This is a genomic window from Nitratireductor sp. XY-223 (genome assembly GCF_004959855.1).
Classification (GTDB): Bacteria; Pseudomonadota; Alphaproteobacteria; order Rhizobiales; family Rhizobiaceae; genus Hoeflea_A.
The window spans coordinates 216,625-231,918 of sequence record NZ_SPNT01000005.1 but is presented as its reverse complement, the minus strand read 5'-3'; the positions used below and the strand labels follow the sequence as shown (position 1 = coordinate 231,918).

The window sequence follows — 15,294 nt, the reverse complement described above, 5'->3', positions numbered from 1 at the left end:
ATGGATTATGAATTATAGTTTTGGTTTATAGGCGCAACCCGTTGAATACGTGTAGAACTAGTTCGATATAACGAATCAGGGCGGTATTATTCGATAATTGTTGGCGGGATTACTTCCTGCCATCTTTTGGAGGATTCTGTTGCCAAGTTACTTTCTCGACGAAAACAAAACTAATGGCGTGCATGAAGTACATGCAAAGGATTGCCGGCTCCTGCCCGACCGTTTCAGCCGGCTTTACCTCGGCGAATACCCAAACAGCCGGCTGGCGCTGAAAAAAGCCGCCCTGTTTCGCGCAGATGTCGAGGTCTGCCGGAACTGTGACGACCGGAAACTGGATCTTCCTCATTCCCTGGTCGTGCGGTGTGCGTCCTGAAGGCCGAATCCATCCCGTAACGGCGCCGAACGAGGAAAGACCGGTAAAGAAAAACCTTTGCCCGGACAGGCTAGGCCGGTAGCATTGCCGCGTGCAACGCGATATGCATTGCAGAACAAATAGCCGGACCGATTGGGCGGGAGGACACGATCTCTTTCAGGTGCGGCGGCCTCTGGGAGGGGGCGATCAAGTTGGCGAAAACGTTCATTATTGCAGATGACCATCCGCTGTTCCGCGGGGCGATGAGGCAGGCGCTTGCCGGAATTGAGGACGGTCTGGAGATAGTCGAAGCCGGCGATTTCGGCGCGGCGCGCAACGCGGCGAAGGAGCACCCGGAAGCGGATCTGCTGCTTCTCGACCTGACGATGCCGGGCGTCAGCGGCCTGTCCGGCCTGATTGCCCTGCGGGCCGAATATGTAAGCCTTCCCGTGGTGGTGGTTTCTGCATCGGATGACCAGGCCACCGTGCGCCGTGCCCTCGACCTCGGCGCGTCCGGCTTCATATCGAAATCCGCCAGCATCGAGGAAATCCGCGACGGCATCGCGGCCGTCCTGTCCGGCGAAATATGGACGCCGCGCGGTTTCGAACTCGGTCTTGAGCAGGACCCCGAGGTCGCCGATCTCATCAAGCGCCTCCAGACCCTGACGCCGCAGCAGAGCCGGGTGCTCGGGATGCTGGCAGAGGGGCTTTTGAACAAGCAGATCGCCTACGAGCTCAACGTGTCCGAGGCGACCATCAAGGCGCATGTCTCGGCCGTGCTGCAAAAGCTCGCCGTCGACAGCCGGACTCAAGCCGTGATCCAGTTGTCGAAAATCGGCACCGACGCGCTCGACCGGGAGTCCGGCACGGTCAGGTGATCACGACCCGCTCTATTCCGCGGCGGATTTCCGGGCCGCGGCGATCTGGTTGAGGAAAGCGCGCAGGGCGGCGGGCCGCAGCGGCTTGTTGAAGATCGAGATCGACCGTTCCTCGGCCCTGTTGCGCACGTCGAGGGTCCGGTCGGCGGTTGCCAGAACCGCGGCGATGTCGACGTTCCAGTGCTCCCGGATACGCGTTATCGCCTGAATGCCGTTGCCGTCGTCCAGGTGGAAATCCGCGACGATCGCGTCCGGCGGCAACGACTCCTGTGCAAGCAGAGGACCGATTTCCGAAAGGCTCCCCGCCGTTTTCACCCGGCAGTTCCAGCCCTCGAGGAGCAGGCGGAGCCCCTCGACGATCTTGGGCTCGTTGTCGATGCAGATGACGCTGAGGCCGTCGAGCGAAGCCGGCGCCAGGGCCTGTGCGCGCCCGTCCGCGGCCGTCTGCACCTTGCGGATGTTGGTCTCGATCGGGATCTCCACCCTGAAATCGGTGCCCCTGCCGGGATCTGACGCCAGGTGCACATGATGCTCGAGGACCCGCGCGATGCGGTCGACGATCGACAGGCCGAGACCGAGACCGGACGCCGTCTTTGCGCCGTCGTCGAGCCGCGTGAACTCCCGGAAGATAATCTCGAAGCCCGATTGCGGTATGCCGATCCCGGTATCGATCACCTGCACGAACGCCTTGTCGCCGCGGTGACGCACGCCGACGAGTACGCCGCCGCTCTTTGTGTATTTGATGGCGTTCGAAACGAGGTTCTGTATCAGCCGCCGCAGCAGGTTCGGATCGCTGCGCACGACGACGGATGTCGGGATAACCCGCAATTCGAGATTGTTTTCCGCCGCAAGCGGCGTGAAATCCGTCTCGATCCGCCGCAGCACGTCGTTGAGCGGGAAACTGGAGATTTGCGGCTTCATGGCGCCCGTATCGAGCCTGGAGATGTCGAGCACGGCGCCGAGGATGGATTCGACCGATTCGAGCGATGAATCGATGTTCTTGACGAGTTCCCGGTTGTCCGATTGCCCGAGGCGCTCGACCAGCGACGAGGAATAGAGACGCGCCGCGTTGAGCGGCTGCAGGATGTCGTGACCGGCGGCCGCCAGAAAACGCGTTTTGCCGATATTGGCTTCTTCGGCCCGCGATTGCGCCTGCGCCAGCTCGCCATTCACGCGCACGAGCTCGGCTGTGCGTTCGGCGACACGCTGCTCCAGGGTCTCGTTGGCCTGTTCGAGTGCGTTTGCCGAAGCAACCCGTTCGGTGATGTCCGCATAGGTCGTGACCACGCCGGAATCGGGCATCGGATTGGAACGGATCTCGATGATCCGCCCCGACCCCTTCAGCGTCACCGTCCAGGAGACGTCCATCGTCAGGAAGCTGTCGATGATCCCCTTGACCTGGTCGGGGCGAATATCGCCACGATCGGCGAGGATCTGCACGATATCCTCCAGCGCGACGCCGACCTGTCCGACGGCTTCCGGCAGGTCCAGGAGCGAGCGGAACCGGCGGTTCCAGACGCTCAGCCGGTTGTTGCGGTCGAAGACGGTGATTCCCTGGTCCATCTGCCCCAGCGCGCTCTGCAGCAGATCGCGGTTGTACTGCAGCGCCTCCGATGCCTCGTCCAGGAGCCGCGCCGTGTCGGATGACGTGTCGTCTTCCTTCTGGAACAGCAGCGACAGCACCAGCCGCGCCGACGCCGATCCGATGGCGCTGCCGAGCAGCTGCTCCGCGTAGCGCACCAGGTCCATGTCGGCCGGGGCGCTCGGCTCCAGCCAGCGGCCACGCGTCGTTTCATAGGTGTGGAATGAGCGCTCGGTGCGCTCGGCGCCGAGATATTTGGTGATCGCCTGCTTGAGCTGCTTGACGGAAATGCCCGATTGCCACTCGTTGCGGGCCGGCCGGATCATCGAGCGCTGCGGTATGAAAACGCCCGCCTGCATGCGCTCGAGCGGTCGCGCCGGCCGGCTCAGCGAACCGGCAACAAAGAGGGCCAGGTTGACCAGGAGACTGAGCAGCACGCTGTTGACGAACGGGTCCGCTCCATCGCCGGAGAAGACGTCCGTTCCCGGGAGCAGGAAATCGAGGACCGCCGCCGCGACATGCGAGTTGTCGGGCCCGCCGAGGCTCGGAACGAACAGCAGATAGGCCCAGACCAGCATGCCGCCGCACAGCCCGATGATCGCGCCGCGCGCATTGGCGCCCTTCCACACGAGGCCGCCGAACAGCGCCGGCGCGAATTGCGCCATCGCCGCGAAGGACAGCAGGCCGATCGAGGCAAGGCCGGCATTGATATTGGCGGACCGGTAATAGGCATAGCCCAGGAGCAGGATGCAGAAAATCGCGGTGCGGCGGATCTTGAGGATGATGCCGGTGAAGTCGCCGAGATCGCTGCTGCGCCGGATGATGTTCTGCCGCAGCAGAACCGGCATGACGATGTCGTTGGAAATCATGATGGCGACGGCGACGGAAGCGACAATAACCATTGCGGTCGCCGCCGAAAACCCGCCGATGAACGTGGCAAGCGACAGCCAGGATATGTCGTTTGCCAGCGGCAGCAGCAGCACGTACTGATCGCCCGAGCCGTTGCCGCCGAGCGTCAGAAGGCCGGCGATGGCGATCGGTATGACGAAGAGATTGATGGCGATCAGGTAGATCGGGAACAGGTAGCCGGCGGTTTTCAGTTCGCTTTCGGTGCGGTTTTCCACGACGGTGACGTGAAACTGGCGCGGCAGGACGACAATGGCGACCGCCGAAAGCATGGTCAGCACGATCCAGCGCGACGCCGACGTGTCGTAGCTGAGAGCCGTCATGGCGGCTTCGCTCTGTCGCGCCTGCTCGATCAGATGGCCGGGCCCGTCGAACAGGATGAAGGTGGCGAACAGGCCAACCGCTGTGAAGGCGATCAGCTTGACCACGGATTCCATGGCAACGGCGAGGATCAGTCCGTTCTGGTGCTCCGTCGCGTCCGTGTGCCTTGTTCCGAAAATCACCGCGAACCCGGCAAGCAGGAGGGCAACGACCAGCGCCATGTCGGTGAGGAGGAACGATCCGGACTGCGCCTCGAAGGGCGTGGCCGACATGATGATGGTCACGGAGAACGCGACCGCCTTGAGCTGCAGGGCGATGTAGGGGATTGTCCCGACGACGGCGATGACTGCGACGATGCCGGCAACGGTCGGGTTCTTCCCGTAGCGCGCGGCGATGAAGTCGGCGATCGAAGTCAGTTTCTCGGCCTTCGCCAGATTGACGATGCGGCGCAGCACCGGCATGCCGACGGTGAACATCAGGATCGGCCCGAAATAGATCGCCAGGAATTCATAGCCGCGCTGGGCGGCAAGGCCGACGCCGCCGAAATAGGTCCACGAGGTGCAGTAGACCGCGAGGCTCAGCGCGTAGATCAGCGGCCGTCCGGTGGTCGTGCCGCGCTGTGCCGCCGTTTTGCGGTCGCCATAGCTGGCGATCGCGAACAGAAGCAGAAGATAAAGCAATGCCGCGGTTACGATCACCCAGCCCGCCAGCATGAAAACCCCATTCCTTTCAAAACGATCGGCCTGCCGGGAAGCATAGACGCAAAGGCCGCGCAAGAAAATGCGGACAAAGTGGTATGCCTAATACCGCCATTGTGCCGGTATTTTCGCAGCCCCGCTGCTCGCTCGCCCCGTTTGCAAAGACGGTCGTTTTTGTTCAAGCAGAAAAAAGTATAGTCTCGCACGGATTCAAGTAACGAATCGAAAATGAAATAAAGGGGATCCTCTATGCTGAAGGAATTTCAGGAGTTCATAGCGAAAGGCAACGTTATGGACCTTGCGGTCGGTGTTATTATTGGCGGGGCCTTCGGTCTGATCGTCAAGTCGCTGACCGATGACATCATCATGCCAGTCGTCGGCGCGATCTTCGGCGGTTTCGATTTTTCCGACTTTTTCATACCGCTTTCCGGTGCCGTCACGGCCTCGACCCTCGACGCCGCGCGCGAACAGGGCGCCGTTCTCGCCTACGGAAACTTCGTCACCGTTGCGCTCAACTTCCTCATCCTCGCCTGGATCATTTTCCTGATGGTCAAGGCCGTCAACAACATGCGCCGCAAGGAAGAGGCAAAACCCGCTGCCCCGGCCGCACCGCCGGCCGACGTGCAGTTGCTGACGGAAATCCGCGACCTGCTCAGAAAGTAGCCCGCCATCCATCAACGCGGTCGATGGGACCATAACGGAAAATCGCGTGATTTTTCCGCTAGCCGCCTATATTCCTCCTGCAGCGAGACACCCTCGAGCGGAGGAACACCGTGCGCTTTTTCGATGATTTGAGCCCCCAGGCGCGCAATACGCCGGAAAGCGCCATTGTGGCGGTGGTCAACCATGCGCGGCTGCGGGAAGACGTGATCCCGCTCTGGGTGGGCGAGGGTGACCAGCCGACTCCCTCCTTCATCTACGACGCGACGATAAAATCGCTGCGTGACGGCGAGACCTTCTACACGTGGCAGCGCGGTATCCCGGAGCTTCGCCAGGCCCTTGCCGACTATCACGGCAGGCATTTCGGCGGCACCCACGATCCGGAGACGTTCTATGTCACCGGCTCCGGCATGCAGGCCATAAAGCTGTCGGTCGAGGCGCTTTGTAAAGCGGGCGACGAGATGGTCTATCTGTCGCCCACCTGGCCGAACATCTTCGCGGCGCTGGAAATCTCCGGCGCAAGGGCGGTGCCCGTGACGCTGGATTGCACGGAACGCGGCTGGACGCTCGATCTCGAAAAGCTGTCCGCCGCCATCGGGCCGGCGACCCGGGCACTCTTCATCAACACACCGTCCAATCCGACCGGCTGGACAGCGAACAGGGAAGAACTGCAGGCCATCCTGGACCTCGCGCGGCAGGCGGGCATCTGGATCGTCGCCGACGAAATCTATACGCGGTTCTATTTTGACGGCCACCGGGCGCCGTCCTTTCTCGACATTGTCTCCGAGGACGACCGCATTTTATTCGTCAACACCTTTTCCAAGAACTGGTCGATGACCGGCTGGCGGGTCGGCTGGATCAAGGCGCCGCCCGAACTCGGGCAGGTATTCGAGAACCTGATCCAGTACTCCACTTCCGGTGTCGCGCAGTTCATGCAGCGCGGCGCCGTCGAAGCGCTCAACCAGGGCGACGACTATGTCGAGGAGCAGAAGGGTCGTGCGGCGCACGCCCGCGACCTGTTGTGCGACGCGCTGATGGCGACCAACAGGGTGCGCCTGCTCAAGCCGCAGGGCGCGTTCTATGCGTTCTTTTCCATAGACGGGCTGGAGAACTCAAGCGAGGCAGCCTACCGCATCGTCGATGAGGCCGCTGTCGGCCTGGCGCCGGGTTCCGGATTCGGACCCGGCGGGGAGAGCTTCCTGCGTGCCTGTTTCCTGCGCCGGACGGATCACGTCGAGGCGGCCGCGGACCGTCTCGCGCGTTTCATTTCGAGCAACTGATTGCAGTGCGGCGATCCCGGCGGGTCAGCCGCCGGCCTTGGGAACGGTCAGTTTGACGATCCGGTCCGAGCCGACGGGCGCTTCGTTGGTGCCAGCGGCGAACGGGATGCCGAGCGTGAACCAGACTTCCTTCACCGCCTCGCAGAGTTCGGCAATGAGCAGGTCGTCATGGAAGGGGCTCGGCGTGATCCGCAGCCGTTCGGTGCCGCGCGGCACGGTCGGATAGTTGATCGGCTGGATATAGATGCCGTGCACCTCGAGCAGCCGGTCCGATGCCATCTTGCACAGTTCCGGGTCGCCGACGAGCAGCGGCACGATATGCGTCTCGGAAGGCATGACCGGAAGCCCGGCATTGGTAAGCGCCTTTTTCGTCGCCTGTGCCTGGCGCTGGTGCGCCGCGCGTTCGTCCTGTGAGGTCTTCAGATGGCGGATCGAGGTTGTCGCCGCAGCCGCGATGGCCGGCGGCAGCGCCGTGGTGAAGATGAAGCCCGGCGCGTAGGACCGAACGGCGTCGATCACCGCCCGCGATCCGGCTATGTAGCCGCCGAGCGCACCGAAGGCCTTGGCCAGCGTTCCCTCGATGACGTCGATCCGGCCGGCCAGCCCGTCGCGGTCGGTAATGCCGCCGCCGCGGGTCCCGTACATGCCCACGGCATGTACCTCGTCGATATAGGTCATGGCATTGTACTTGTCGGCAAGGTCGGCGATCGCTTCGATCGGTGCGATGTCGCCGTCCATGGAATAGACCGATTCGAACACGATCAGCTTGGCGCGCTTCGGATCGGCCGCGCGCAACAGCTCCTCGAGGTGTTCGAGGTCGTTGTGGCGGAAGATTTTCTTCTCGCTGCCGGACCGTTTGACGCCCTCGATCATGGACGAGTGATTGAGCTCGTCGGAAAGGATGAGGCAGTTGGGAAGCAGGCGGGCAATCGTCGAGATCGACGCTTCGTTGGAGATGAATCCGGACGTGAAGACCAGCGCCGCTTCCTTGCCGTGGAGGTCGGCCAGTTCCAGCTCCAGCTCGACGAGCGGGTGGTTGGTGCCGGAAATGTTGCGGGTCCCGCCGGCGCCCGAGCCCATGCGCCCGGCCGCATCGCAAAGTGCGGAGATCACGTACTCGTTCTGGCCCATGCCCAGATAATCGTTGGAGCACCAGACCGTGACTTCGCGCGCGACGTCGCCGGAGCGGTAAACGGCGCGCGGGAACTTTCCGACAATGCGCTCAAGATTGGCAAAAACGCGATAGCGTTTTTCGGCGTGCAGTTGATCGACCGCATCCTGAAAGGTGGCCAGATAGTCCATTAGTCCCTCAACTTTTACTCGCAGACTGCGCACCGCTTATCGCGGTCGATTGCGGACTGCAAACATCCCTGACTGTTTCGGTCCGATCATCATGTTTCAACGATACATGTCCTATCAGACTTTAGATGCACTCTAAACAGGAAAATATGCCGCAGCGTTGATCACGATCAAGCAAAGAGAACGTTACCGGCAGCAATTTCAGCATCGCGTCGCAACAAAAGTTGTGAGCCGGTCTTTGACGAAAGTCTAATAGACCAAAGTCTTATAAACGATTGGATTATTGCGACTTTCTCGCGTGTAGCTAGCATCTGGAACGTTCCGTTGTGAGGAAGCGGGACGCTCGATCAGCGACATTTGGGAGGAATTCTATGTCCAGACTTACCATGACACGTCGTGGCTTGCTCAAAGCGGGTGCGGCGTCGGGTGTTGCGCTTGCAGCGCCGTTGAGCTTCGTGCGCGGCGCCTATGCGGAAGATTTTTGCAACATGCCGACCGGCAGCTCCGTGACGCTTGGCTTCAACGTGCCTCAATCCGGTCCGTACGCCGATGAAGGCGCCGACGAATTGCGCGCCTACCAGCTCGCAACGAAGCACCTGAACGGTGAAGGCGACGGCGGTCTGCTCAACACGTTCTCGTCCAAGGCGTTGAAGGGCAACGGCATCCTCGGCAAGAAGGTCGAGTTCGTCACCGGCGACACGCAGACAAAGTCCGACGCCGCCCGCGCGTCCGCCAAGCGGATGATCGAAAAGGACGGCGCCATCATGATCACCGGCGGCTCGTCCTCGGGCGTTGCCGTTGCGGTGCAGGGTCTGTGCCAGGAAATGGGCGTCATCTTCATGGCGGGTCTGACACACTCAAACGACACGACGGGCAAGGACAAGAGACGTTACGGTTTCCGCCACTTCTTCAATGCCTATCAATCCGGTCTGGCGCTTGGACCGATCCTCGCCGACGAGCTTGGCAAGGACCGCACCGCCTACCATCTGACCGCCGACTACAACTGGGGCTGGACCCAGGAAGAATCGATCAAGGACGCCACCGAGGGACTCGGCTGGCAGACCGCCAACGCCGTGCGCACGCCGCTTGGCGCGGGCGACTTCTCGCAGTATCTGACGCCGGTTCTCAATTCCGGTGCGGACGTCCTGATCCTCAACCACTACGGCAAGGACATGGTCAACTCGCTGACCCAGGCCGTCCAGTTCGGCATGCGCGAAAAGCAGGTCAACGGCAAGGATTTCCAGATCGTCGTTCCGCTCTTCTCACGCCTGATGGCACAGGGTGCCGGCGAGAACATCAAGGGCATCCTCGGCACGACCAACTGGAACTGGTCGCTGCAGGACGAGGGTTCGAAGGCCTTCGTCAAGTCCTTCGGCCAGGAATACGGCTTCCCGCCGTCCCAGGCCGCCCAGACCTGCTACGTGCAGGCGCTGCTTTACGCCGATGCCTGCGAGCGGGCCGGAACCTTCTATCCGCCGGAAGTCATCAAGGCGCTCGAAGGCTTCGAATTCGACGGCATGGGCAACGGGGAAACCCTGTACCGCGCGGCCGACCACCAGTGCTTCAAGGAAGTGCTTGTCGTGAAGGGCAACGAGAACCCGCAGTCACAGTTCGACCTTCTGGAAGTCGTGAAGATCGTGCCGCGCGAACAGGTGACCTACGATGCGTCCATCTTCGGCGGCGATCTGGGTCCGGCGGACGCCAAGACCTGCTAGTCCGGATTTGAGGTTTTAGTCCAAATCCGCTGACCGGCCGCCTGTGCGGCCGGTCGGCAAAGCGACAGCTTGAACGGGGGCGCGATCCATGGACGCGATATTTCTTCAGCTTCTCAACGGTCTCGACAAGGGCGGCGCCTACGCGCTCATTGCCCTCGGCCTGACGCTGGTTTTCGGGACGCTCGGTGTGGTCAATTTCGCGCATGGCGCGCTGTTCATGTTGGGCGCGTTCTGCGCCGTCACCTTCAACAAGCTGCTGAGCCTCGAAAAGGTTGTCGTCGACGAAACACAGCAGACGGCATGGGGCACCCCGCTCGAGGTGCGAACACCCTACATAGAATCCTGGTTCGGCGAGTTCGGCTCCTTCCTGCTCAACTACTCGGTGCCTGTATCGATCCTTATCGCGATTCCGGTGATGTTGTTGATCGGCATCGTCATGGAACGTGGCCTGATCAAGCATTTCTACAAGCGGCCCCATGCCGACCAGATCCTGGTCACCTTCGGACTGGCGATCGTGCTGCAGGAGGTCATCAAGCACTATTTCGGTGCCAACCCGATCCCCCAGGCAGCGCCGGCTGCCGTCGCCGGCAGCGCCGATATCGGCGCCTGGCTCGGGCTTGGCGACGGTCTCGTCTATCCCTGGTGGCGGCTCGTTTATTTCGGCTTCTCCGCCTTTGTCATCGCCGCCGTGTTCGCCTTCCTGCAGTTCACCACCTACGGCATGGTCGTGCGTGCGGGCATGCGCGACAGCGAAACGGTCGGCCTGCTCGGTATCAACATCCAGAAACGCTTCACCGTCGTCTTCGGCATCGCTGCGGTCGTCGCCGGGCTGGCCGGCGTCATGTACACACCGATCCTCCCCCCCGACTATCACATGGGTATGGACTTTTTAGTCCTGTCCTTTGTGGTGGTCGTCGTGGGCGGCATGGGATCGCTGCCCGGCGCGGTGCTGGCGGGCTTCCTGCTCGGCATCCTGCAGTCTTTTGCTTCCATGAATGCCGTCATGAGCATCTTTCCGGGCATCAACCAGATCATCATCTACCTGGTTGCGGTCGTCATCCTGTTGACCATGCCGCGCGGGCTTCTCGGCCGCGAAGGCGTGATGGAGGAATAGAACCATGAAGCAGATGCTCAACAGAGAACCGTTTGCCCTGGCCGCCTTTTCGCTAGTCATCCTGCTGATGCCCATCTGGCTGACGCCTTTCGGTGCCAACTATCCCGATCTGCTGCAGAAATTCGCGATTTTCGCGATCTTCGCCATGGGGTTCAATATCCTGTTCGGACTGACCGGTTACCTGTCCTTCGGTCACGCCGCCTTCCTTGGCGTCGGATCCTACGCGGCGGTCTGGTCGTTCAAGCTGTTCACCATGAACGTGCTTCCGGCCATCGTGTTCGGTGTCGCTTTTGCCGGCATCTTTGCCCTCGCGATCGGCTATGTGAGTCTGCGCCGTTCCGGCATCTATTTCTCGATCCTGACGCTCGCCTTCGCGCAAATGTCGTACAACCTCGCCTATTCGGTTCTGACACCGATCACCAATGGCGAGACGGGGCTGCAGCTGACTCTCCAGGATCCGCGCATCATCGACAACGCGTTCTCGACACCGGGTGCCGGACTGCCCGAGACCAACCTCTTCGGCATCGACATGAGCGGCTATCCGGGCTTCTATTTCTGCGCCGTCGTGCTGATCATCTGCTTCTTCATAACCCGGCGCATTTTCAATTCGCCCTTCGGTCTGACGCTGCGCGGCGTCAAGTCCAACCAGAACCGCATGGGCTATACCGGCATCAACACCCGGCCCTATACGCTGGCGGCGTTCGTGATTTCCGGCATGTTCGCCGGCCTGGCCGGATCGCTGCTGGCTGTGACGGACCCGCTCGCCGGCGCCGAGCGCATGCAGTGGACCGCTTCGGGCGAGGTCGTGCTGATGACCATTCTGGGCGGTGTCGGAACCCTGGTCGGGCCGATGCTGGGCGCCTGGCTGATCAAGTATCTCGAGAACATCTTCTCGTCCTTCAACGAGAACACGCTTGAACACTTCTTCTCGTTCCTTCCTGAAGGCCTGCAGGCCATCGCCGTCGACGTTTCAAGCCTGTTTGTCGGCGAGGGATGGCACCTGACGCTGGGCGTGCTGTTCATGCTGATCGTCATCTTCCTGCCGGGCGGCCTGATGGAGGGATGGCGGCGCCTGTTGCGGCGTTTCTCCGGCGGCGGCGGTGGAAAATCGGAACCGGCGGTTGCCGTTCAACCGGCGGAATAGGAGGGCCGGACAATGGTTGCAAACAGCGTTCTTCACGTGGCCGATGTCCACAAGAGCTTTGGCGGACTGAAGGCCCTCAGCGATGTCGATCTCAATGTCGAGGAAGGCACCACCCACGCCATCATCGGCCCGAACGGCGCCGGCAAGTCGACATTGCTCAATGTATGCGTCGGCCGCATCAGGCCCGACAGCGGCCACGTGGTCTTCAACGGCGAGGTGCTCGACAACCACACGCCCTTCGAAATCAACCAGCTTGGCGTCTCGCGGGTGTTCCAGACGCCGGAGATCTTTTCCGATCTGACGCTGCTCGACAACGTCATGATACCGGCATTCGCCAGCCGCGACGGCGCCTTCAGCCTCAGGCCATTTTCGAAACTGAGGCATGAGGCCGCGATCCGCGAGGAAGCCGAAAAGACCCTTGCCGACGTCGGCCTGGAGGTGATGAAGGACCGCGAGGCGGCATCGCTGTCGCGCGGCGACAAGCGCCGGCTGGAGCTGGCCATGTGTCTCATCCAGCATCCGAAGCTGCTGCTTCTGGACGAGCCGACGGCCGGCATGTCGCGCCACGACACCAATCGGACCGTTGACCTTTTGAAGACCATCAAGGAGCGTGGTATGACGAAGGTCATCATCGAGCATGATATGCATGTGGTGTTTTCGCTGGCCGACAAGATCTCGGTCCTTGCACAGGGCCGGATCATCGCATCGGGAACACCGGACGAGATCAAAGGGAACCCGAAGGTACAGGAAGCTTATCTTGGCGGAGCGCACTGACATGCTGACGAAAACGGATGCAAGCAGCCTCGAGGTTGCCGAACTCGAGATTCCCCGTCCGGACCCGAAAGATTCCTTCTTCAGCGTTCGCGACATCCACGCCTATTACGGCGAGTCCTACATCGTTCAGGGCATTTCGCTGGATCTTAACGAAGGCGAGATCCTGGCACTGCTGGGCCGCAACGGCGCCGGCAAGACATCGACGCTGCGCACCATCGCCCGTGTCGACGATCCGGAGCTGAAACAGGGCGAGATCTATCTCGGCGGCGAGAGCCTGCACGACAAGAAGTCCTTCCAGGCGGCCCAGATGGGCATCCAGCTGGTGCCGGAGGACCGGCGTATCATCGGCGGCCTGACCGTTGAGGAGAACCTCATCCTGTCGCAGGTCGAGGAGCCGATCGGCTGGGAGCTCGAACGCATTTACGAGCATTTCCCCCGCCTTGCCGAGCGCCGCGCCCAGATCGGGACGACGCTTTCCGGCGGCGAGCAGCAGATGCTGGCCGTCGCCCGGGCGCTCGCCCGCGACGTCAAGCTGCTGCTGCTCGACGAGCCCTATGAGGGCCTGGCGCCGGTCATCGTCCAGGAGATCGAGAAGATCGTGCGGCAGATCAAGGAGATCGGCATCACCACCATCATCGTCGAGCAGAATGCCGTCGCGGCGCTGAAGCTGGCGGACAAGGCGGTCATCGTCGATATGGGCGAGGTGGTCTATTCGGGCGCCGCCCAGGACGTGCTCGACGACGAGGACCTGCGCAACGAATATCTGGCGATTTAGGCCCCTGCTCAAAGCGCATCGAGGTGACGGCCGCCTTTAGCGGCCGTCTATCATTCCGAATAACTGAAGAAATTCAGCTTGTTACCGTCCGGATCGCGGAAGTATCCGGCGTAGAACGTCTCGCCCCGATAACCGGGCTCGCCCTCGCTCGAGCCGCCCAGTTCCAGGGCCCTGGCGTAGAGCGCATCCACTTTTTCCGGGCTCCGCACGCCAAGCGCGACCATCGAACCGTTGCCGACGCTTGCATCGTTGCGATCGATGGGGAGCGTCACCGACAGGACCGTGCGTCCGTCACCGAAGCTCCAGGCGGCAAGTCGTTGTGTGGTGTTCCGCCTTGTTGCGCCCATTTCGCCGAGCAACGCGTCATAAAATCCGACGGAACGATCGAGATCGTTGGTTCCGAGCATGACGTAACCGATCATACCGGGCTCCTTTCGCATTCAGGGCGTTGTTATGGCGAGCTTGCCGTCAAGGTAGGTACTGCCGCCCTTGTCGATGGCGTCGAGCCGCCGGCCCGAGAATTCGCCCGTGCCGGTCGCTTCAGCGAAGCGCCCGCTGCCCGTGAATCCCTCGAACGTCGCTTCGACGGCAACGCCGCCGTCACCGGTCGCCGTTGCCGCGCCGCTATAGGGTGCCCGCAGCTCGGATCCGTCGGAAAAGGTCCACAGCGCGTAGCCGTGGAACTTGCCCGAGCCCTCCTCAAGGTCGAACCAGCCGTCATAGCGGTGCACGGCGACCGTGCCGTCGGCAAAGATGGCGAGCCCGCGGAATTCGGCGATGCCTACCAGATGGGCAGCATCGTCAAGGACGGGAACGGCGGTCGACGAGCGCACATGCATGACCGCCTGGTAGTCGAGCGAAAGGGTTTCGGCCCGCGGCGGCACCACCGCCGCCAGGATCAGGATTGCCGCAAGTAGAAGCTGTTTCATCCGCATCTCTCCTCTGGTCCGGTCAATAGGGGCACAAAGCGCGGAACCGGGCAAGCGCCTTGCCGCCCATCGGAGCGCCGTCTTGAATTGCTCCCCAATGTCTGATCACATGCGCCGGCGCCGATCGAGCAATGGAGGAAACGCGTGACACCGGAATATCTTCTGACATCGCTTGTGGTCGTGCTGCTGCCGGGAACCGGCGTGCTCTACACGCTTGCCATCGGGCTCGGCCGCGGCTGGCGCGCCAGCGTGTTGGCCGCCTTCGGCTGCACGCTCGGCATCGTGCCGCATGTCGCAGCCAGCATTGTCGGGCTCGCGGCCCTTCTGCACGCCAGCGCGCTTGCCTTCCAGATCGTCAAGTATCTGGGTGTCGCTTACCTGCTCTACATGGCCTGGGGAATGCTGCGCGACGGCGGCGCGTTTGAAATATCCCGGCAAGGTGCGCAAAGGTCCGGCCGCAAGGTTGTGATCGACGGCATCCTTTTGAACATCCTCAATCCGAAGCTTTCGCTGTTCTTCCTCGCCTTTCTTCCGCAGTTCGTTCCTGCCGGTGCGGCCGACGCCACGGCCCAGATGCTTGCGCTCGCAGCGGTCTTCATGCTTCTGACATTCATCGTTTTCGTCGGCTACGGCACCTTCGCGGCCGCCGCCCGGCGCCACGTCATATCGAAGCCGGCGGTCATGCGCTGGATGCGGCGCGGGTTCGCCGGCGCCTTTGGCGCGCTCGGCCTGCGACTTGCCCTGTCGAATGACTGAAGAGAGATGAATTCTTGCATGTATCTCCGATTAACCAATCGGAAACTCTATTCGTTCACCATCAATATTTAGTGGTTTGGGTAAATAGACTACCCAATTGCATGATGCACA

Annotated in this window: 14 protein-coding genes; 9 read left to right on the top strand and 5 right to left on the bottom strand. The window is 61.7% G+C overall.

The features are described from left to right. Positions 1-109: 109 nt before the first annotated feature. Entirely contained in the window at positions 110-346 is a 237-nt protein-coding gene (locus tag E4M07_RS18400) for a hypothetical protein (RefSeq protein ID WP_136659845.1), read from the bottom strand. Positions 347-564: 218 nt separating this feature from the next. Between E4M07_RS18400 and E4M07_RS18395 the strand changes: the two genes are divergently transcribed. Next, a complete protein-coding gene (locus tag E4M07_RS18395) occupies positions 565-1,230 on the top strand; it encodes a response regulator transcription factor (protein WP_281404992.1) in 666 nt (221 codons plus the stop codon). 12 nt (positions 1,231-1,242) lie between these two features. On the opposite strand, the gene E4M07_RS18390 is transcribed toward E4M07_RS18395, so the two are convergent. Beyond that, positions 1,243-4,752, bottom strand: coding sequence for a PAS domain-containing hybrid sensor histidine kinase/response regulator (locus E4M07_RS18390; RefSeq protein WP_136659844.1), 3,510 nt, complete (start codon positions 4,750-4,752; stop codon positions 1,243-1,245). 234 nt (positions 4,753-4,986) lie between these two features. On the opposite strand from E4M07_RS18390, the gene mscL reads away from it, so the two are divergent. Further along, complete coding sequence (gene mscL / locus E4M07_RS18385; RefSeq protein WP_136659843.1) at positions 4,987-5,400, top strand: large conductance mechanosensitive channel protein MscL; 414 nt, start codon at positions 4,987-4,989, stop codon at positions 5,398-5,400. Positions 5,401-5,510: 110 nt separating this feature from the next. Further along, positions 5,511-6,677 carry a pyridoxal phosphate-dependent aminotransferase gene (locus E4M07_RS18380; protein ID WP_136659842.1) on the top strand — a complete coding sequence of 389 codons (1,167 nt, stop codon included), beginning with the start codon at positions 5,511-5,513 and terminating at the stop codon, positions 6,675-6,677. A gap of 24 nt (positions 6,678-6,701) precedes the next feature. On the opposite strand, the gene hemA is transcribed toward E4M07_RS18380, so the two are convergent. Then, the gene (hemA, locus tag E4M07_RS18375; protein ID WP_136659841.1) at positions 6,702-7,979 is read right to left on the bottom strand and encodes a 5-aminolevulinate synthase; all 1,278 of its coding nucleotides are present in this window, start codon (positions 7,977-7,979) and stop codon (positions 6,702-6,704) included. 368 nt (positions 7,980-8,347) lie between these two features. Here hemA and E4M07_RS18370 point away from each other — a divergent pair, with 368 nt between their 5' ends. From E4M07_RS18370 to E4M07_RS18350, 5 genes are all read left to right on the top strand, one after another. After that, complete coding sequence (locus E4M07_RS18370; protein ID WP_206057308.1) at positions 8,348-9,691, top strand: substrate-binding protein; 1,344 nt, start codon at positions 8,348-8,350, stop codon at positions 9,689-9,691. An 88-nt stretch (positions 9,692-9,779) separates the two neighbouring features. Next, on the top strand, positions 9,780-10,805 hold the full coding sequence (locus E4M07_RS18365; protein WP_136659840.1) for a branched-chain amino acid ABC transporter permease: 1,026 nt from the start codon (positions 9,780-9,782) through the stop codon (positions 10,803-10,805). Between the two features lie 4 nt (positions 10,806-10,809). Further along, the gene (locus E4M07_RS18360; RefSeq protein ID WP_136659839.1) at positions 10,810-11,949 is read left to right on the top strand and encodes a branched-chain amino acid ABC transporter permease; all 1,140 of its coding nucleotides are present in this window, start codon (positions 10,810-10,812) and stop codon (positions 11,947-11,949) included. A gap of 12 nt (positions 11,950-11,961) precedes the next feature. Further along, entirely contained in the window at positions 11,962-12,723 is a 762-nt protein-coding gene (locus tag E4M07_RS18355) for an ABC transporter ATP-binding protein (protein ID WP_136659838.1), read from the top strand. Next, complete coding sequence (locus E4M07_RS18350; RefSeq protein ID WP_246660499.1) at positions 12,707-13,498, top strand: ABC transporter ATP-binding protein; 792 nt, start codon at positions 12,707-12,709, stop codon at positions 13,496-13,498. The genes E4M07_RS18355 and E4M07_RS18350 overlap by 17 nt, the downstream gene beginning before the upstream one ends. A 50-nt stretch (positions 13,499-13,548) precedes the next feature. Here the strand turns inward: E4M07_RS18350 and E4M07_RS18345 are convergent, their stop codons facing one another. Continuing rightward, positions 13,549-13,920 carry a VOC family protein gene (locus E4M07_RS18345; RefSeq protein WP_136659836.1) on the bottom strand — a complete coding sequence of 124 codons (372 nt, stop codon included), beginning with the start codon at positions 13,918-13,920 and terminating at the stop codon, positions 13,549-13,551. An 18-nt stretch (positions 13,921-13,938) separates the two neighbouring features. Further along, positions 13,939-14,427 carry a hypothetical protein gene (locus tag E4M07_RS18340; RefSeq protein WP_136659835.1) on the bottom strand — a complete coding sequence of 163 codons (489 nt, stop codon included), beginning with the start codon at positions 14,425-14,427 and terminating at the stop codon, positions 13,939-13,941. 144 nt (positions 14,428-14,571) lie between these two features. Between E4M07_RS18340 and E4M07_RS18335 the strand changes: the two genes are divergently transcribed. Further along, positions 14,572-15,183, top strand: coding sequence for a LysE family translocator (locus E4M07_RS18335; RefSeq protein WP_136659834.1), 612 nt, complete (start codon positions 14,572-14,574; stop codon positions 15,181-15,183). The last annotated feature ends 111 nt before the right edge of the window (positions 15,184-15,294 follow it).